The organism is Mesorhizobium sp. KR1-2 (genome assembly GCF_040045035.1).
In the GTDB taxonomy this organism is placed as follows: Bacteria; Pseudomonadota; Alphaproteobacteria; order Rhizobiales; family Rhizobiaceae; genus Pseudaminobacter.
Window position 1 is genome coordinate 246,909 of the sequence record NZ_JBDZDS010000007.1, and the last position, 18,923, is coordinate 265,831.

The 18,923-nt window shown below is 61.8% G+C and carries 13 protein-coding genes; 6 read left to right on the forward strand and 7 right to left on the reverse strand.

What is annotated here, in order from left to right; all coding sequences use genetic code 11:
* Positions 1-334: 334 nt before the first annotated feature.
* The gene (locus tag ABLE85_RS16075; protein WP_348793706.1) at positions 335-886 is read right to left on the reverse strand and encodes a Pycsar system effector family protein; all 552 of its coding nucleotides are present in this window, start codon (positions 884-886) and stop codon (positions 335-337) included.
* Between the two features lie 145 nt (positions 887-1,031).
* Here ABLE85_RS16075 and ABLE85_RS16080 point away from each other — a divergent pair, with 145 nt between their 5' ends.
* Both ABLE85_RS16080 and ABLE85_RS16085 read left to right on the forward strand, forming a co-directional pair.
* A complete protein-coding gene (locus tag ABLE85_RS16080; protein WP_348793707.1) occupies positions 1,032-4,709 on the forward strand; it encodes a FecR domain-containing protein in 3,678 nt (1,225 codons plus the stop codon).
* Positions 4,709-6,679 (forward strand): CHASE2 domain-containing protein, encoded by a 1,971-nt coding sequence (locus ABLE85_RS16085; RefSeq protein WP_348793708.1) that lies wholly within the window; start codon positions 4,709-4,711, stop codon positions 6,677-6,679. Before ABLE85_RS16080 ends, ABLE85_RS16085 begins: the two co-directional genes overlap by 1 nt.
* Positions 6,680-6,784: 105 nt before the next feature.
* Here the strand turns inward: ABLE85_RS16085 and ABLE85_RS16090 are convergent, their stop codons facing one another.
* The 4 genes from ABLE85_RS16090 to ABLE85_RS16105 are packed head-to-tail and all read right to left on the reverse strand — an operon-like array spanning position 6,785 to position 12,280.
* On the reverse strand, positions 6,785-8,071 hold the full coding sequence (locus tag ABLE85_RS16090) for an aminotransferase class III-fold pyridoxal phosphate-dependent enzyme (RefSeq protein WP_348793709.1): 1,287 nt from the start codon (positions 8,069-8,071) through the stop codon (positions 6,785-6,787).
* 8 nt (positions 8,072-8,079) lie between these two features.
* Positions 8,080-10,203 (reverse strand): iron ABC transporter permease, encoded by a 2,124-nt coding sequence (locus ABLE85_RS16095; protein ID WP_348793710.1) that lies wholly within the window; start codon positions 10,201-10,203, stop codon positions 8,080-8,082.
* A complete protein-coding gene (locus ABLE85_RS16100) occupies positions 10,200-11,309 on the reverse strand; it encodes an ABC transporter ATP-binding protein (RefSeq protein WP_348793711.1) in 1,110 nt (369 codons plus the stop codon). The genes ABLE85_RS16095 and ABLE85_RS16100 overlap by 4 nt, the downstream gene beginning before the upstream one ends.
* On the reverse strand, positions 11,309-12,280 hold the full coding sequence (locus tag ABLE85_RS16105) for an extracellular solute-binding protein (protein ID WP_348793712.1): 972 nt from the start codon (positions 12,278-12,280) through the stop codon (positions 11,309-11,311). Before ABLE85_RS16105 ends, ABLE85_RS16100 begins: the two co-directional genes overlap by 1 nt.
* Before the next feature lie 98 nt (positions 12,281-12,378).
* On the opposite strand from ABLE85_RS16105, the gene ABLE85_RS16110 reads away from it, so the two are divergent.
* The 4 genes from ABLE85_RS16110 (at position 12,379) to ABLE85_RS16125 (ending at position 16,271) form a co-directional block, all read left to right on the forward strand.
* The gene (locus ABLE85_RS16110; protein WP_348793713.1) at positions 12,379-13,266 is read left to right on the forward strand and encodes a LysR substrate-binding domain-containing protein; all 888 of its coding nucleotides are present in this window, start codon (positions 12,379-12,381) and stop codon (positions 13,264-13,266) included.
* Positions 13,267-13,567: 301 nt separating this feature from the next.
* Complete coding sequence (locus ABLE85_RS16115; protein ID WP_348793714.1) at positions 13,568-14,605, forward strand: IS110 family transposase; 1,038 nt, start codon at positions 13,568-13,570, stop codon at positions 14,603-14,605.
* Between the two features lie 533 nt (positions 14,606-15,138).
* Positions 15,139-15,675, forward strand: a complete 537-nt coding sequence (locus ABLE85_RS16120; protein WP_348793715.1) for a dihydrofolate reductase family protein — start codon at positions 15,139-15,141, stop codon at positions 15,673-15,675.
* The gene (locus tag ABLE85_RS16125) at positions 15,672-16,271 is read left to right on the forward strand and encodes a TetR/AcrR family transcriptional regulator (RefSeq protein ID WP_348793716.1); all 600 of its coding nucleotides are present in this window, start codon (positions 15,672-15,674) and stop codon (positions 16,269-16,271) included. The genes ABLE85_RS16120 and ABLE85_RS16125 overlap by 4 nt, the downstream gene beginning before the upstream one ends.
* 197 nt (positions 16,272-16,468) lie before the next feature.
* Here ABLE85_RS16125 and ABLE85_RS16130 read toward each other — a convergent pair whose 3' ends face one another.
* Positions 16,469-18,025 carry an HWE histidine kinase domain-containing protein gene (locus ABLE85_RS16130; RefSeq protein ID WP_348793717.1) on the reverse strand — a complete coding sequence of 519 codons (1,557 nt, stop codon included), beginning with the start codon at positions 18,023-18,025 and terminating at the stop codon, positions 16,469-16,471.
* A 357-nt stretch (positions 18,026-18,382) separates the two neighbouring features.
* Complete coding sequence (locus tag ABLE85_RS16135; protein WP_348793747.1) at positions 18,383-18,865, reverse strand: Lrp/AsnC family transcriptional regulator; 483 nt, start codon at positions 18,863-18,865, stop codon at positions 18,383-18,385.
* Positions 18,866-18,923: the final 58 nt, after the last annotated feature.

The following is an 18,923-nucleotide window of genomic DNA, read 5'->3' on the forward strand; positions in this document are numbered from 1 at the left end:
AACGGCAGCTTTGCGCCCCATGTCGGACGTAACGATCAGCTTTGCCTTCGCCTGGAAGCGGACATTGCCGGCGCGAAGCTGGAGGTCGGGGGGCGCCATTTTCGGGCCGAGGCCGCGACTCCGGCGTAAACGGGGGCTGATCGGTAGTGCCGCGGATCCGCCAGGCAGGTTCAGAAGTGCCGGATCCCATGGTCGGGTGATTTCGACTACCGAGGAACATACCGGATCGCGCTTGCCCCAGTTCCAGCAATACTTACAGCCGCTGCGACAGGACAGACGGAAATGTGGTAGACGGCAGATTCGCTCTGCATGCTTCAGAAGTTGGTCGGACGGATCAGGTCCGACCGGAGGCTGTCAGAAGCAGCGCATAGGCCAGCACCATCGCGATCAACCCACGAAACGCGAGGCTCACGAAGCGATACTTGGCTTTGGCAATTAGCGACAGGTTGTCGACGTTGCCGAGGTATTCGTTGAACAGGAACTCCATGTCGTTTCGCTCGCTGGCAGCCAGCAGCGCGGTACGGTTCGCATCCCAGCCGCCCCAGAATAGCGACGTCGAGCGGCCGACGCGGCGAGGCAGAACGACGATGATGGCGGCGATCAGCGAGAAGATGGCCGCCAACGCCATGCAGGCGGAAAAGATCGCAATTGGAAAATCGGCATCAATATAACGCTGCCATTGAAAGGCGGCGCGCCCTTCTGTTGAAGTTATGATAAATGCGATCATGAATGTAAATATGTAAGCCGCCTTTTGATCTGCGATCTTTATTTGATCGTAGAAAACGTCGTTTATCTTCTTCAAGTGATCAAAATAGTCGTTTCCGTGAGTCAATTCATTCGCGTTGCTGCCTACTACAGCAGTATCAAAATTTACAATGTCGTCCATATATCCTCGCGATCTCAGAACGTATTTGTAAGTGCAAGCAGTGTTGCGACATTACACAATAACGTTCAGCATGTATATTGACAGGTTTGTAAAGTTCCGGACATAACGCCCTCTCAAAAATCGAGGGGAAATTACCATCACTTCTGTGCGCGGCTATTTCACGGTCTCGCTGATGATGTCAGCGGCGCTTGGCGGGCAGATTGCTGCCGCCGATCCGATCGCGCGCGCCCGGCCGGCAGCGGGTTCCGTCATTGCGCACAAAGTCGGCGAAGAAGTCCGCTTCGTGGAGGTGTCCGACTGGCGTTACGTCGACCTGCATCAGGATGTGGTGGCAGGCGACTATTTGCGCACCAACGCCAACGGCAATCTTGCCGTCCTGTTTGCCGACCGCACACAGATGCGCCTTGGCCGTAATACGACGCTACTGGTGAAGAATGCCACAGCGGGTCAGGATGCCGAGTTTGCGCTGGAAGGCGGAACCATCTGGGCGCGCGCCGAGCGTGGCGGAACGGGGCTGACTGTCGATACACCGGCCGCCGCCGCCGCAATTCGCGGCACCGACTGGACGCTCACTGTCGATGGCAACGGCCGCACTTCTCTGATCGTTCTCGAAGGCAAGGTCGAGCTTGCCAACGAGTTCGGCACCGTCACGGCGGTCCAGGGCGAGGCGGCGGTCGCCAATATCGGCTCGGCGCCGACAAAGGTCATCATCGTCAATCCGTCCGACCGCGAGCAGATGCAGTTCTTCTTGTCGCTGCGCGGCTCGTTCAACACGCTGCCGGCCTCGCCGCTGTCGAGCCCCGACATGCGCAAGGCGCGCAGCCAGATCAATGCCAAGGCACCTGGGGAACGGTCCACCGAGGATTGGGTGACGCTCGCCGAGGTCAACCTCTCCTATGACGGCAGGCATGCCGCGCAGGAGGCCGTGCGGCAGGCACGCGGCTTCCGACTCTCGCCCGCCCAGGCCGCACGTCTCGCCCTGATCGAAGCGCTGATTGCTGGCGCCGAGAAACGCTATGAAGAAGCGGCCAGGCTGTTCAAGCGGTCGGCTCCTGCGCTCGACAGGCGCCGCCGCGCCATGGCTGTGTATGGCGGATACTACGCGCGTGCGCTCGCCGATCCAGCGCGAACGGAAGAGCCGCCCCAGATCAGCGACGGCCCCTATGCAGCCATCGCGGAAGCGCTGACTATGGGTTTCCTAGTCGACATCAAGTCGGCCATTGCAGTTCTCGAAAAGGCCGAACGGCGCTATCCAGACAATCCGACGCTTCCGGCGGCGCGGGCTCAGTTCGCCATGCTGCTGGACGATCGGCGGAAGGTGGAGGAGGGCGTGGAGCGGGCGCTTACGCTCGACCCCGATGATCCGATGGCGCTTGAAGCGCGCGCAAACTATCGCGCCGGCATCAAGGGCGACGTGGAGGGTGCCTATGCTGACCTGACGCGCGCCTCCGAGCTTGCGCCCGGGAGCACAACGATCTGGAATGCGCTCGGATTGGTGCAGAACGCTCGTGGCGCCTCGCGCGAGGCGGAAGCCGCTCTGAAGCGCGCCATCGAGCTCGATCCGCAGGACCCGGTTTCGCACATCAACCTGGCCTATCTCTATCTCGACCAAGACCGCATCGCGGAAGCGCGCAAAGAGATCGACACGGCGTTTGAGGTCGATCCGACCTTCGACATCGCGCTTCTAGCGCGCGGCCGCTACCACATGCAGACCGGTGAACTGGAAAAGGCGCGCGAGGATCTTCTGGCCGGCACGACCGCCAGCCCCGCCGACTCTCAAGGCTTGTTGCTGCTCAGCGCCGCGCATTACGAAAGCGGCGATCTGGAGCCGGGCCGCCAGGCGCTGGACAATGCCGAAAGGATGGATGCCAACGACCCGGTGTCCGCCTCCTTCAGGACTGCCGTGGCCATCGACGGCTATGATTCCGACACCGCGATCCGCAGTGCGCAGGAAATGCTCAAGCGAACGCGCGCGCGGGGCGGCGACTTCGCGGCGCTGAGCGCCAATCACGACGAGGGCTCGACCCTCAACGACGCCTATCGGCTGCAGGGCATGGATGCTCGCGGCCGTTATTATGGCGAGGCGGTGTTCGACCCGTTCTCGGCCGCCGGCTATATCGACCAGACGGTCTCCGGCGCGCCCAACCCCTTCGTCAACCAGCTCGACTTCGGCAGCACGACGCCCGAGCCGAGCATCGACGATTCCGCCTTCTCGACCTTCTTCCAGGGGTTGATGCTCAATCCAGCGATGATTTCCGGGCGCTCGCGCAGCGCCAATCTGGTGCGCCGTCCATTCATCGAGGGTGCGCTCGGCGGCGGGTTCATCAGCACCGGCAGGCACAGTGGCTGGACAACGGAAGCGGAAGTGCAGGGCTACACCGCAACCCCGGTTCCGTGGAGCATCTACGGTAGGTTTAGTGCAGCCCGCTCTGACCAGTTCAGGGAAGACAACTCCAACGGCAATGTCCAGTTCGATCTGAAAGATCAGGAATTCAGCGGAACGGGCTATATTACCGCGCGGCCGACGCCGAATGATCGCGTCGTTGCCTATGCCAACGTCGCAAAGGAAAAGCCTGACTTCCACAACGCGCTTCTCAACGTGCCGCCGTTCGGAGTTCTCTACGACAGGACGGTCGAGAACGAGGTTGGGAATTTCGGTTTCGGTTGGAGCCACACTCTCGGCTATCGAAATGTCATCAATGCCGCCGTCTTTGCTTCCGGGTATACCGGCAAGAGCAACGAAGACGGAATTGTTGTCATCAGCACGATCGGTGGTCCGCTGGTGGGCCTGCGCAGCATCGAAGCCTCGACGAAACAGCAATCCTATATCGGCGCGGTTAACCACATTTATGGCACCGACGATGTCACCTGGCGCTATGGCGTGGAAGGCGGTGTCGTTGACCAGACTCAGTCCGAATACTCGATCATGAACTATATTTCGCCGCCGCTTCCGCCGGACATCTCCGACGCGCGGGCGGAGCTCAACATGAATGTCGGCAAGGCTTACATCGACGCCATCTACGACATAACGCCAGCGCTGAAGGCCGAGGCGGGTCTGTTCGGAACAATTCTGCAGGGCGATTCCAGCGGCACGTCATTCTCACGGGGACGCCTTGCGCCACGCATCGGCGGCGCTTGGGCGCCCGCCGAGGGGCACTGGCTGCGTGTCGCCTACATCCAGGAAACGTCGGCGGTGGATGCCGCCACGCTCGCGCCTGTCGGCGTGGTCGGCATTCAGTCAAACCAGATTCCGCTGGCGCTCGGCGGCTATACCGACACATTCGCCGCCCGGTGGGATGCGGAGTGGAGCGAGCGCTTGTTCACCAGTCTCGACTACCAACACCAGTCCCTGCACAGCCTGGCCATTCCAATCCCCGGCGGCATCGACACTATCGACCTCACAGAGGGCCGCATCAACCGGTTTGCAGCAACCGCAAACTACTGGATCGGCGGCGGGTTCGGTGCATTCGCCACCTTCGCCTATGCGGATTCTAAGAACGAGGACGGGAGCAGCGCCTATTATGGCGAGCCCTTGCCCTATGTGCCGGAAACCGCGGCGCGCATCGGCGTGACCTGGGTCAACCCGGCGAACTTCAAGATGACGCTGGCCGGCACCTATGTCGGAACGCGTGCCGGCGATGTCACCGGCACGCGGCTATCGCCCTACTGGACGGCGGATGCCTTTGCCACCTGGGAACCGCTCGACAAGCGCTTCGAGCTTCAACTGGCAGCCTACAATCTATTCAATGAGCAGTTCGAGGTCGGTTCCTATACGCCTGGCTGGGGCCGCAGCTTCGTCGGCTCGCTCAAGGTTCGCTTCTGATGTTTCAGATCGGGCCGTGGTGGAGAGGCTTCGGCGTTTCCGCCGCAGCCAAGCGACGAAACAGCGTGCTAACCGTCGTGCTGATCTCAGGTCTTTTCGTTGCCGTCCTGTCGTTGCTGACGCCGTGGAAGTTGCTTGAGGCCCGGGCCTTCGACTATTTCTCCACTGTGAGCGTTCCACAGCGCCCGGCCGACGGGCCCGTGGTGGTGGCGATCGATGAGCCATCGATGGCCGAGATCGGCCGGCAATGGCCGTGGCCGCGAAGCTTCCATGCGCAGCTCATTGAGGCGTTGCGCAAGGCGGGGGCCAAAGCGATTGCGCTCGACATCATCTTCGCCGAGCCTGCCGCCACCCCCGAAGCGGACGAGGCATTGATGCGCAGTCTCGGCCCCGATGTGATCTTGGCCGGTGACGAGACCCTCATCGACACGCCGCAGGCGTTGCAGCATATCCGGGTTGAGCCTCTGGCATTCTTCACTGACGCCGGCGCCAAAACCGGTATCGCTTCGATTGTCTTCGACGGCGATGGAATTCTTCGCCGGCTACCTGGCTATGAAGATGGCTTTGCCGCCCAACTGTTGCGTGCTGCCGGGCGACCGGCGGATGTGCCGGACGATGCCCTTTTACAGAGTTTCGGACCCTCGCGCACTTATCAGACGGTCTCCTACTATCAGGCGCTGGACCCGGAAGCGTTTCTACCCCCGGACTTCTTCCGCGATCGGGTGGTGATGGTGGGCCTCAGTCTCCAGAACGCGCCGACAATCGCTGAAGGCGGCGCAGATGTGCACGCCACGCCCTTCACCATCCGCACCGGCCGGCTGGTTGCGGGCGTCGAGATTCAGGCGGCTGTCTTCGACAATCTGGCCGCCGGGCTTTACATCGAGCGAGCTTCGCTTGCCGTGGCGCTGCTCTCGATCGCCGTGGGTGCAGGTTTGGCCGGGATTGCCGTGCGCCGCCGCACCGGCTGGCGCACCGTGGCCGGCGGGGTCCTGGCACTGGCGGCGATCGCGGCAGGCAGTTTTGTAACCCTCCGTTATGGTCGCGTCTTCGTGCCGCCATTCGCGCCGTCGCTGGCGTTCCTGCTCGTCACCGGTTCGCAGGGCGCACTGGATTTCGCGTCGGAGCGGCGGCAGCGGCGCGGCATCACGCGCGCCTTCTCGCAATATCTCTCCCCGGCACTGGTGCAGCGGTTGGCGAGTGATCCCTCTTTGTTAAGGCTGGGTGGGGAGGTACGGACGCTCACCATTCTGTTTTGCGACATACGTGGCTTCACCACCATTGCCGAGGGGATGAAGGATAACCCGCAAGAGCTGACGGTCCTCATCAATCGGTTACTGACGCCCCTTTCCGACATCGTGCTGGCGAACGGCGGCACCATCGACAAATATATCGGCGACTGCATCATGGCGTTCTGGAACGCGCCGCTCGATGATCCCGACCACGCTGTTCACGCCGTGCGCGCTGGGCTCGACATGCTTACCGCACTAGACAGGCTGAACGCCGAATTCGTCGAGGAAGGCAAACAGGCCGGAATACTGCCACTGAGGCTCGGCATCGGCATCGGCATCAACACCGGCGACTGCGTCGTCGGCAACATGGGCTCAACGCAACGTTTCGACTATTCGGCACTCGGCGATTCCGTCAATCTGGCGTCGCGCTTGGAAAGCGCCTCGAAGGAGGTCGGCGTGCCGCTGGTGATCGGCGAGGCGACGGCAAAGCTGGTGGCACCACACTTCCCCGTCTTTGAGCTCGACCGATTGACGGTCAAGGGTAAGACGGTGGCGACGTCGGTGTTCACCGTCGTGCCGGACGCAAAGGCCGACCATCTGACGCTGCATACGAGCGTGCTTGCCGCACGCGACGCTGGCGACCCGTGCCCGAGTGAAGCGATCACCAAGCTTGTAGAGCTGGTCCCGAGCCTTGCTGCCTTCTACCAGCGTGTGGTGGCTCACGCGGGCGCGGACCTCTAACGTCCTGTTGTCATTCAGGGTAAGGGAGCGGCGGCAGGAGTGGCATCCTTTGAGTGTAAGCGCGGTCGGGAAACGAGCTGCGGGCAGGCCCACTCAACAGAGCTTTCACGCTAAGCCGATGGATGATTCCGAAGCGGGGGCTGCGGATGTGGACTGAACCACACCTGCGGCGCGTTCGAGCTTCTCAAAAACAAGGTCGAGCTCGGTATCGGTGACCGTCATCGGAAGGGAAAAGCCCATGCTGGCTGGCCCCTTGGCGGTTGTCGACAGGCCCCCGGCCATGCAGGCGCTGACGAGGCGAGCCGTGAACTCCGGCCCAGCCGTCATGCCGCACGCGGCCGGATCGAACTCGACTGCAAGCAGCAGGCCACGCCCCCGCACGCCGATTATCGTCGGCGTTTGCCGGGCGAGCTCGGCGATACGCGCGATGATCCGCGTCTCAAGCTCGGCGGCGCGCTCCACAAGCCCATCGCGCTCGATGATTTCGATGGTGGTCAAGGCCGCCAGTGCGGTGAGCGAATTTTTCTCATGGGTGTAGTGGCCAAGGTCGAGTTCGGGCGCCACATTGAGGCGCGCATCAGCGATGACGGCCGCGATCGGCAGGATGCCGCCCCCCAGGCTCTTGCCCATGACCACGGCATCGGGCACCACGCCGACATGCTCGAAGGCGAAGAACCGCCCTGTCTTGCCGAGGCCCGACGGAATCTCGTCGAAGATCAGCAGCGCTCCATGTTCGTCGCACAGGCGGCGCACTTCCTGCCATAATCCCGCGGGCGGCACATGGCAGTTCGAGCGGATCGGCTCGGCGATAACCGCAGTGATGCCTCCGTCCGATTGCGCGAATGCATGGCGCATGTCCTCGAGCATGCGCTCCGGTCCACGTTCCGGCGCCCAATATGGCGTCGCGTGCCAGCGGCCCGGCAGCAGCGGCCCCAGGCGAGCGTCGGGCCGGGCCTCCGAAAGACCGAACGCGCCAAACCCGTGGCCGTGATAGCAGCCTTCCAGCGAGATCGTTTCATGGCGTCCGGTGGCCACACGCGCAAGCTTCAGGGCAATCTCGATCGCGTCGGATCCCCCGGTGGCGAAAAGCACCCTGGCCGGCGCCCCCGGCCAGCGCGCGAGCAGCTTTTCGGCAAGCGCGACGGCAGGCTCGTTGGTGAAGCGCCGCGGCGAGAAAGGCAGCGTTTCCAGTTGCCGTTTCAGGGCCGCCACCACCTCGGGGTGCCGGTGGCCTATGTGGTGGACGGTGTTGCCGTGCAGGTCGATGAAGCGCCGTCCATCGACGTCCTCGAGCCACATGCCTTCCGCCGCACGCAGCGCGGAGATGCATGGGCTCGACCCTTCCTGATGAAAGAAAGCTGCGGCATCGCGGTCGACGAGGTTGTTTGGCATTGTCTTGCTCAGCGATTGTTCGTGGAGAAGCGAGGAAGCGGCGACCAGCGCCGCAGGGAAAGGCGACGGCTGACGAGGCTTTTGCGTTTCTCGATCAGCCAGGCGAGGCCCATGGCCGCGATCGCGAAAGCCAGCAGCACGAGGCTCTTGGCGGCGGCGTAGCCATATTCGCCCGAGTTGGCGTGGTTGAAGATCGCGACCGACGCCAGCTTGTGATTGCCCGAGACTAGGAAGATCACCGAAGACAAGGTCGTCAGCGCATCGATGAAGACGTAGAGCATGCCGAGCAGGAGAGCCGGAAGCAGCATCGGCAGCGTGACCCGGACAAAGCGCGACACCAGGCCTGCGCCCAGGCTTTCGGCCGCTTCGTCGACGGACCTGTCCATGCGCTGCAGAGCCGCCCGTGCGGCGAGCACGCCGACGAACACATTCGCGAACAGGATGTTGAGCACGAGAATGGCCGACGTGCCGGTAAGCGACAGGCTGTCGATGCCAAATGGAAGGTTGAAGGCGACGATGTAGCCGATGCCGAAGATGATGCCGGGCAGGATCGCGGGCACCAGCGCCAGAAAGACGATGAGATTGGCGCCCGGCGGCCGCAGGCGCTCCACGACATAGGCGATCACGATGGCGAACAGCCCGCCAAGCGGCCCGGCGATCGCCGCGAGGCGAAGGCTGTCCCAGACGACGTCCAGGCCACGTTCCGAACTGCCATAGCCGGTGCCGGCAAGCCCGACATCCACGCCGCTGGCCGAGAAGTAGCCGAGCGTCAGGCTCCAGTCGACGCCCCACACGCGGGTTACCGCTCCAAGTCCCATGATGCCGTAGATCGCCAATATCAGGGCAACTACCGTCCCGGCGATCGACGTCAGCGTGATGCGCCAGGACCGCGGCATGGAAAGTTCCGAGCGGCTGCTGGCGCTGGTGCTGGAATAGCCCTTGCGGCGGCCAAACGTTTCAAGCCCTAGATAGAGCAGGAAAGAGGGAATGATGAGCCAGACGCACAAGGCGGCCGCGAGCGGCGTGTTCCGGTAGGCGGTGATCTCGTCGTAAACAACGCCGGCGAGTACCGGCGTATCGCGGCCGAGGATCATCGGATTGCCGAAATCCGTCAGGCTCATGATGAAGACGAGCACGACGGCGCGCTTGAAGGCCGGCAGCGCCATCGGCAGCGTGACATGGCGAAAGGTCGTGAAATGGTCGGCACCGAGGCCGGCGGCGGCTTCGTCGATCCGGCCATCCTGCCTGCGCATGACATTGTCGAAAATGATCAGCGTGGCGGGGACGAAGGACAGCACCTGCGCGAGAACGACGCCGAAGAAGCCATAGAGGTTGGTCTCGTCAGCGTCGATCAGCCCGAGCCCCTGGTCGAGGAAAGTGTGCGTCACCAGCCCGCGCCGGCCGAAGAGCATGACGGTCGCCGTGGCGATCAGCACCGGCGGTGCGACCAGCGGCATCAGGAAAGCCACCCGCATTGCGGACGGCCACGGCACGCCGCCGCAGTTGATGCCGTAGGCGAGCGCGAAGGCCAGCGCCACCGTAAAAGCGACCGAAAAACCGGCGAGCGTAAGGCTGTTGATGGCTGCGCTCCGCAGGTACGAATCCTGGAACGGCTTGAGATAATGGTCGAGGCCCCAACGGTCGTCTGTGCCGTTGCGCAAGGTATCGAAGGCCTGCTGGCCAAGCTGATCCTTGACCTTGAACGCCAGCGCGGTACGCTTGTGAAGCATCACGTGGGCGATCGCGTAATTGTCTTCGATGGTTGCCCGCGCCTCAGCCGGAAGGCCCGCTACAGCGGCCTCCATCGCCTTAGCCTGCTCTGAATAGGCGGCGCTGCGATCCCATTCGATCGGGACCCCGGCGAGATTGAACGCGGCGGCCGTCGCCTCGACGCGTTCAGCCTCGGTCGCAGTATCGACCCATCGTTGAACCGTGCCGTCCCTCTCGCTCGAAGACAACTCGGCAATTGCTTCCATCGTCACCGTCTTCAGGTGAGCCGGCGGCATCGGCCCGGAGATGACGCAGCTTTCCAGGAGGACCATGCCGATCGGAACGGCGATGAAGACCGCCAGGAGAAACGCCACGATCCCGGTAACGGCCGCGCGCGGCAACTGGCGCATCAACCGCATCATGGCCGGTTCTCGCCTGCGATGATCATCGCGCGCTGCCCGTCGGGCTTGAGCGAAACCATCATGCCCCGCGCCCAGAGATGGCTGGCCTCATGCGAGGGTCGATCCACGATCACGATGCGCCCGGACGCAAGCTTCACGCTGAGGCGAACGACAGGACCGAGGAAAGTAGTCGTCTCGATGCGGCCGGGAACGCCGCCGCCACCCTGCACGACCCCGATGTGCTCGGGCCGGTAGAGCACGGTGATGCTCTCACCTGGCGCCAAGTGAGGCCCCAGGACCAGCGGCCAGAAATCGCCGGACGAATCCAGCCCGCCTGCAACCACGCGCCCTTCGACGAGATTGGAGCTCCCGATGAACTGGGCCACAAACCTGGATTGCGGGCAGTGGTAGATTTCCGCCGGGGTTCCGATCTGTTCGATGCGCCCGTTGCGCATTACTGCCACCCGGTCCGACATCGCCAGGGCTTCCTCCTGGTCGTGCGTCACGTAGAGCGTGGTGATGCCGAGCCTGTCGACGATCGCGCGCAGCTCGTTGCGAAGCTTTACGCGGATGCGCGCATCCAGTGCCGACATCGGCTCATCGAGCAGGAGCACTTCCGGGTCGCAAGCCAATGCGCGCGCCAGCGCCACGCGCTGTTGCTGGCCGCCCGAGAGTTCATGTGGATATCGGTCGAGTAACCCGTCAATTTCGGCGAGTTGCGCAAGCTCGGCCACGCGCCGCTCGCGCTCCTTCCTGTCCCGCGAGCCTATTGCGAGCGCGAATCCGATGTTGTCGGCGACCGTTTTCGTCGGGAACAGTGCATAGGACTGGAACACGAAGCCCATGCGGCGGCGAGCGGGCGGCATGTCGGTGACATCCTGCTCCCCCCTCGTTACGCGCCCGCCTTCCGGCTGGGCGAAGCCGGCGATAATCCTAAGCAGCGTTGTCTTGCCACAACCGGAATCGCCGAGAAGGGTCACGAACTCGCCCTTGGCGAGCTCAAGAGTCACGTCGTCAACCGCACGGCCCTTGCCATAGGCCTTGACGACGTTGCGAGCCGCCAGATGCGGCCGGCTCTCGATAGGAGCCGGCTGCGACGGTGCAAGGCGAAGGGCCGCGTCCGCCATCACTGCTTCAGGATGCGGGTGGCGAACTCGCGCTTGAAGGCCGACATGTCGACCGGGCGGCGCATCTGCCAGAGAGTGATCTCCTTGAGGTCGACCAGGCCGTAGCCGGGGGCGGCGGTAGCGCCAACCACCTTGCCCAGAACCGCGGCCGCGTCATCGCTGGCCATGAAGTCGAGGAAAATCTTGGCCTCGGTCGGGTTGGGGCCGCCCGCGACCAGGCCGCCGCCTTCCGTCACGTTCGGCGTGATGCGGCCGTAGACGATCTCAACGGGCTTGCCGGAGGACTTGGTCTCGAAGCAGGTCGTGTCGAAGGTCAGGCCGATCGAGACTTCGCCTGCGCCCGCCATGGCCGCACCGCCCGAGCCGCCATCCGAATACTGATAGACATTCTCGTTGAGGTTCTCGACGAACGGCCAGCCGAACGCATCGACGAAGGTCGACAGGATCGCCCCGCCCGTTCCGGACTTGAGCGGCGACGGCAGGGCGATCTCTTTATTGTACACCGGCTTGATCAGGTCTTCCCACGTCGTGGGCATCGGCAGGCCCTTCTGCTCCAGCCGCTCCTTGTTGACGACCATGCACATAGTGGTGGCGAAATACTTGTTGTAGAAACCATCGGGATCGCGGAATTCGGGGGCGATCTTGGAGTCCTTCGGCTCATAGGGCTCAAACACACCAGCCTGCTTGAGCTGTTCGAGCGCGAAGTTGTTGACGAGATAGATCACGTCTGCCTGCGGCTTGGCCTTCTCGGCAATGGCGCGCTCGGCGATGGGGCCGGTGGAACCCGACACGAACTTCACTTCGATGTCCGGGTGCTTTTCCTTGAAGGCGCTAACCAGCGCGCTGTTTACGCTGTCGGAGGCGTTGTAGATAACGACCTCCGCCGCGAGTGACGTGCCGCTTGCCAATGTGACTGCCGTGGCAGCCAGAACGGCGATCCGGGCGATGTTGGAAATTGAACGGGTAGACATGAAAAACTCCGAGCCTGCGAGAACTTCTATGCTATAAGTTTCGCTAAATTGTGTGACACCCGTATGAACGTGAACTTATTTCGCAGCCGAAAACCGTCATGAACCTCGCCCAGCTCCGCGCCTTCCATGCTGTCGCCAGTCATCGCACCTTTTCTGCCGCCGCCCAGGCGCTGGGAGTGAGCCAGCCGGCCATCACCCAGCATGTGAAATCGCTGGAGGATGCAGTCGGGACCAGGCTCTTCATTCGCATGGCCGGAGGGGTGGAACTGACACCCGATGCCCTGGACCTGCTGCCAAGGGTCAGGCAGGTGATTCTCATGCTCGACGACATCGGGGCACGGGTGGATGGCGGGCGCAGCCTGGCCGTCGGGCACCTGGCAATCGGCCTATGTGCGCCCTATGTGGCGATGCCCATCCTGGAACGGTTTGCCGCCGCACATCCAGGTGTTCGGCTCGACGTGCGGTTGGAAAACTCCAGCAGCCTGCTGGATCTCGTCGCGCAGAATCGGGTCGACGTCGCCATCGTGACGATGCCCACGCCGCACCCGGATTTCGCCTGCGATCTACTGGTCTGCCAGCAGGTACAAATCCTTGTGCACGAGGGCCACCCCTGGTGGGACCGCAGTCACATCAAGGCTCACGAGCTTCTTGGTCAGCGCCTGGTGACACGCGAGGCCGGCTCGATGACACGTCAACTGTTCGAGACGGCCCTGGCGAGCCAATCCATTGAAATCCCACCGCATCTGGTTCTCGGCAGCCGGGAGGCCGTGAAGGAGGCCGTCGCGGCAGGGATCGGCATCGGTATCGTGCTCGACCAGGAATTGGGGCGCGATCCGCGGCTGCGTGCGGTCCCCATATCCGATATCGGGATTAAGGCAGGCGAATATCTGGTCGCACGCCGGGAAGCCCGCGGCTTGGGTGCTGTGGCCGCCTTTGCTGCAATGGCCCTCGATGTGTTCGAGGAGGCACGGCCTGTGCCAGGTTGATAAGCATAGCGGAAAGTCGAAACGACGGGCACCGTTCACCACCGCCGGCGGCAGGCGGGGCTTAGAAGCTTCTCTCTGCAGCTTCAGCCAGGATCATAGCTGCCATTTCAATGTCCTTCTTCGGCCCATGAGCCATACTCCAAGAAGGATCACTTTTCAGGAGGCAAACCAGTAAAAGCGGAATCGCCGCTTGTTGGTAATTCCGGCCCGATAGCAGATGAGGTGGATGGCTCCCGCTCCCGGCATCTGAGTGCCACAGTGGGTATGCTGTCAGGCAACCCGAGCAAAGGAGCCATCCGCCATGAATGTTACCACCGTGGGCCTTGATCTGGCCAAGCGCATTTTTCAGGTTCATGCCGTCGACGTGTCCGGTAGCGTTGTCGTGCGCAAGGCCCTACGCCGATCGCAAGTGCTGCCTTTCTTCACCGCGTTGCCGTCCTGCCTGATCGGCATGGAAGCCTGCGGAACGTCCCATCATTGGGCGCGCGAACTGACCAAGCTTGGGCACGAAGTTCGAATGATGCCGCCAGCCTACGTGAAACCCTATGTGAAGCGCGGCAAGAACGATGCGGTGGACGCGGAAGCGATCTGCGAAGCGGTGACGCGCCCGACCATGCGCTTCGTGGCCATGAAGTCGACCGAGCAGCAGGCGGCCCTGTCGCTTCACCGCACGCGCAATCTTCTGGTCAAGCAGCGCACGCAGCTCGTGAACATGATCCGTGGCCTGTTGGCCGAGTTCGGTATCGACATTCCGGAAGGTTTGGAGCGGGCGCTTGGCCTGGCACGCCGGATTGCCGCGCAGGAAGCGACGCCTGACGTCCCGGCGATGGCGATACAGATTCTCGATCTCCTGTGCGGGCAGGTGCTCGACACGCATGCCAGGCTCCAAGCGATCGACCGTTCGATCAGCGCGCTGCAACGAGCCGATGACGTCGCACGACGCTTGTCGACGATCCCCGGCATCGGCCCGGTAGGCGCCACGGCATTGGCCGCATCCGTTGCCGATCCGGGACAGTTCCGCTCGGGGCGAGAGTTTGCCGCCTGGCTCGGGCTGACACCGTCACAAAACTCAAGCGGAGGCAAGGACCGGCTTGGCCGCATCACCAAGATGGGCGACCGGTATCTGCGAAAGCTCCTGGTGGTCGGGGCGACATCGTTGATCCGCCGGGCGCGAGCCAAACCGGAGACCGCGGACCCTCGGCTTGTCGCGTTGCTCGACAGGAAACCCGTGCGCGTGGCCAGTGTGGCCATGGCGAACAAGATGGCCCGTGTCGTCTGGGCGATCATGGCTCGCGGGGAGACTTATCAATCCCGCCGTATCCCGACGCTAGCGGGGTAAGGTTAGGAAGAAGCCGAGACCTCGACCGCAGAAAACAGATCGAGCCGATCAATCGGCTCCATGAGGTTGTGAGAGCGACGCGACGTGATGGCGAGACCGGTCAGGCCGGAAACAGGGACAACCCACCGCCGGTCCGAGGCATCATAGCCTGACAAGCAGATTGGGACCTTGTTCGCCGCCCCCATCAGGGCCAGCAGTCTCGAATGGCTGCATCAACAGGCCGGAAAGAAGACTGACTCCGACCAATGCGCCAAAACGCCGAATTACCTCTTGCAATGCGGGAGCCATCCACAGAGGACTGGCAGCTTTCGGCCCAAATTGTCCGAGTGCCATGTGGCTCGGCTTGGTGGAATACGGAACCGAAGCTATCGGACTGCAGCTCGCGAATGCTGGCGTTCGCGTCGACCGGCTCACATCTTACGACGATTGGCGGTGGGTGCTGATCTGCAACTCTCAAGAATCCCACTCATCACTGGGTATTGACAGTTCGCACAAATGAATAATTATACGCCGTATATTTTAGGAGACGCGAGATGATTACCGGCCATATTTTTATTGCAACCAGCCTGGACGGGTTCATCGCTCGCGATGACGGCGACATCGAATGGTTGCTGGAGCATGACGCTTCAGGCGAGGACCACGGCTACAATGATTTCATAAAGGACATCGACGCCATAATAATGGGCCGAGGCACCTTCGAAGCGGTGCGCGACATGCAACCGTGGTTCTATAGTCGCCCGGTGCTCGTCCTTTCAGCCACCCTGGCGAACCAGTCGGTTCCCGCTGATCTTACTGGTAAGGTCCGCTTCGCGGAAAAGTCGCCACAGCAAGCCATGGCGATGCTCGAAGCGGAAGGGTGCCGTCGTGTCTATGTTGATGGGGGACGTGTCATCCAATCCTTCCTTCAGGAGGGATTGATCAGCGACATGGTGGTCACGCGCGTTCCCATACTGCTCGGCAGCGGCCGTCCCTTGTTCGGCCCGCTCACGCGCGACATTCGTCTCGGTCATGTGAGCACCCGCCCGTTTCCATCCGGGCTGGTCCAATCGACCTACACCATTGCGCAATGACCAAGCGAAGCCGAGGCAGGCCGCGCGCCGATAGCGAAAGCGTCTCGCCGGCAAAGATCCTTTCGGAGGCACTGGCTCTGCTGGACAGTGAGGGGTTTGAAAGTCTCACCATGCGCGCGGTCGCCCTGCGTGCGGGCGTCAATCCGATGACGATCTATCACCACTTCCAGGATCGGGATGGATTGATCCGAGCCCTGGCGGACACCGTCTATGCCGATGTTGCTCCACCCTCGGGAGGCGCCGTCCGATCTCGGATAGAGGGCCTGTTGCGGGCATATCGGTCGAAGGTGGTGCGCCATCCGGGTTTGACCCTTGCCATTTTCAACCGGCCAGCCGTATTCCCTCAACACGCAAGACGGATCACGGACACCCTCGCGAACCTCTTGGGCGACCTCGGCCTTTCGCCTTCGCAGGCTCTGCTATGGGTCCATATTTTGGTGGACTATACGCACGGCGCGGCGCTTGCCGTGGCGATGGACGGGACGAGCGGCGGGGCGCTGCAGGCAGGCATCGATCCGGATTATGGAAACTACGAACGGGCGGTTTCTGAACTGCTGGACCGTCTTGACCAGTTGTGTGTGTGTGACGGCTTATGAGGACGCTCAATACCAGACAGCAATGACCGTACTGAGGTCGGTAACCGAATGGCAGCTTATCGTGCTTTCAACCTGAAAGCCGACGTTCCACTTCCGGCCCCAGAGCAGACCTATTCACTTCAAATCTCGATATCTGCAACGGGTCTGCTGCCGCGCCAACAGTTTGCTTCTTGCCGACGCCAACGGGATGCACTCGGTTAGCTCCTTTGGGCGAGGTCACCGGCTCGCGTAGAATGCGATGGAACAGTTTGCCAGGGCAGAATGATCTCAATGTCCAAACGGTCCATTGTCCAAGTGCGAGTATAGCTTCCTCGTAATTGCAACTTGATCGTGAGGTCTAGCAGCTTGGTGCCAAAGCCGCCAATGGCGGCGTCAGCGCGGCCAGTCAGCCCCGAGGCTCTCTCCGTCCACTTGATGTGCAACTCGTCAATGTTGCGGCTGATGTGGACTTCCAAAGCACCCTTCGGATCGCCCAAAGCACCGTATTTGGCCGAGTTTGTTGCCAACTCGTGGAACACAAGAGCCAAGGGTGTGACAATTCCAGGGTCGACAAGCACATCGTCGCCATCAATGGCGAATCGTCTGCCCGCGCTGCCCTTATAGGGGCTAAGCAGAACCTCGATCAGCCCCTGCAGCGAGGCTCGATCGCCGGTTGCAACCGAGGGCGCATTTCCAGTCCGAATGAGGCCATGTGCACGATGCAGCGCGACGAGCCGATTTCTCAGCTTGTCAGCCAGCGGTTTCATGTCAGGTTCTTCCCGAACGCATAGGCTAATCAGTCCGTTGACAAGCGCAAACAGGTTCTTGATCCGATGTTCAAGTTCATTGGACACGATCTCGCGCTCGGCAGCGAGATATTTGAGTTGGTCAAGGACCTCGTTTTTTGTTGCGGTGTTCGTGGCGATGACGAGCGGGCCCACAGTGATCAGTGCGCGCCCCAACGTGATCGACAGCACCAGCGACTGGTTGGCATTCGACAAGTCGACATAGCCAGACGCCGTGGCAATGATCGTCCAAGCGCAGTATGCGAACGTCAGCAAGGCTGTCAGGAAAACACGATAGGACATCGCGCACAAAAGGAGGGCCGGAACCGGGAACGCGATAGCAGCTATCCCGCCGAACAATATTCCCACGGCGGCCGAAAGAACCAGCACGATGATCGGTGCTTGATCGTAAAGGGTGAGCGGGAACTGCCGCGCCCACTGACGCTCTTCGGGGAGAGCCAGGATCATCGGCAAAAAGGCAAGCTGATTAAAAAGCTCGACCGAAAACCAGTAGCGAAAGGCGTTTACTGTTTCCTGGGTGCTGAACAAGGACCCGATGAGGACCGAGCCCGCGATCCCGGCGTAAAGGGATGCGGGGACCACGGCGGCGAGAAGGTAGAAGACCGAGATCGGGCGCTCCAGGCGCTGGTCAATCCGACTGAAACTTGAAAGCAGGATATAGCCGATGGCGGCGATGCCGAAATTATATGCGGCCAGTCTTGCGCCTTCGACCAACCCGAAATCGAATATTGTGACGGTGATCGCGAACCCGACAAGACAAGCAATCCAGCCAAGAGGGCGTGCCAATAGAGGAAAGCGCACCATCATGCCGAACATGAATGCGTTGGCTGGCCAAGCCAGCGCCAACACGCTGTTGCTCCCCGTGTAAACGCCAAGGGCGAAGAGTGCCGAATAAGCAGCCCCGAACAGCAGGTAAAGAAGCCAGGCTCGGTTCGAGGTGAATACGTCAACTTCACCGGTGCTGAGCATGATCCACCATCCCGGCGGCAGTGCATCACAGGCATTGTTGGGCCAAACGTAGGGTAACCACCAATGCTCCTCACCGACAAGCGAGATTGCACTCCCGTCTAAGGCAGCCCCTCGTGCCGAACCCGAGTGGCAGGGTGAGCGGCGGAAGTTTCGGAGTCCCGCCATCGCGGAAGCGCTGCAGGTAAACTGGTCAGCTTTTTCCGATCTTCAGAGACGCCGGAGGGAATCAGTGCGTCTGCCTGTCCTCACATTTTTCGTTAGCTCGCTCCTATGAGCGCGGTATCGTGTTCGTCCACAGAGGGTCGAAATTGGACGTCGCTCTGCCTGCTGCGCGACATTAGCGTTCAAATGGGCTAGTCAGGAGTCGACCTGAACACTTAGCCCCACCTTGACCCGATCCATCGCAACGAAGGTCCGGAAGCGTTTGACGTTGTTGTTGCCAAAGAACAGCCGCCGCGTCAGAGCCTCGTAGTCGGCCATTGCCGGGACGACGATGACGAGAATGAAGTCTGCCTCTCCAGTCACGTAGTAGCATTGCTGGATTTCCGCGGCGGCCGCGAACTCCCTTTTGGCCATTTCGATCTGGTCGGCCGTTTCGCTGATGACCTCCACCTCGACAAAGATGGTTATGGCCTGACCGACGGCCACCGGATCGACGACAGCCACGTTCGCCTGGATCACCCCGTCTTCCGTCATCCGCTTGATCCGCCGCTGCACGGCAGGTGCCGACAGGTTGACAGCCTCACCGATGGTCCGTTGCGGCGTGGTGTTGTCCTTCTGGAGAATGGCGAGAATCTTGCGGTCGAAGGCATCCAATTGCGGCTGAGCGGGTTTTCTCAAGCAAGACCTCCAGTGAAACAAACTTGCAAATAGGCCGTCAATTATCAGCGCAAATTTC

Coding starts and splice junctions, on each gene's coding strand:
- ABLE85_RS16105 (WP_348793712.1), bottom strand. CDS start 12,280: ATGTCTACCCGTTCAATTTCCAACATCGCCCGGATCGCCGTTCTGGCT.
- ABLE85_RS16100 (WP_348793711.1), bottom strand. CDS start 11,309: ATGGCGGACGCGGCCCTTCGCCTTGCACCGTCGCAGCCGGCTCCTATC.
- ABLE85_RS16110 (WP_348793713.1), top strand. CDS start 12,379: ATGAACCTCGCCCAGCTCCGCGCCTTCCATGCTGTCGCCAGTCATCGC.
- ABLE85_RS16115 (WP_348793714.1), top strand. CDS start 13,568: ATGAATGTTACCACCGTGGGCCTTGATCTGGCCAAGCGCATTTTTCAG.
- ABLE85_RS16095 (WP_348793710.1), bottom strand. CDS start 10,203: ATGATGCGGTTGATGCGCCAGTTGCCGCGCGCGGCCGTTACCGGGATC.
- ABLE85_RS16085 (WP_348793708.1), top strand. CDS start 4,709: ATGTTTCAGATCGGGCCGTGGTGGAGAGGCTTCGGCGTTTCCGCCGCA.
- ABLE85_RS16130 (WP_348793717.1), bottom strand. CDS start 18,025: ATGCTCAGCACCGGTGAAGTTGACGTATTCACCTCGAACCGAGCCTGG.
- ABLE85_RS16125 (WP_348793716.1), top strand. CDS start 15,672: ATGACCAAGCGAAGCCGAGGCAGGCCGCGCGCCGATAGCGAAAGCGTC.
- ABLE85_RS16090 (WP_348793709.1), bottom strand. CDS start 8,071: ATGCCAAACAACCTCGTCGACCGCGATGCCGCAGCTTTCTTTCATCAG.
- ABLE85_RS16120 (WP_348793715.1), top strand. CDS start 15,139: ATGATTACCGGCCATATTTTTATTGCAACCAGCCTGGACGGGTTCATC.
- ABLE85_RS16075 (WP_348793706.1), bottom strand. CDS start 886: ATGGACGACATTGTAAATTTTGATACTGCTGTAGTAGGCAGCAACGCG.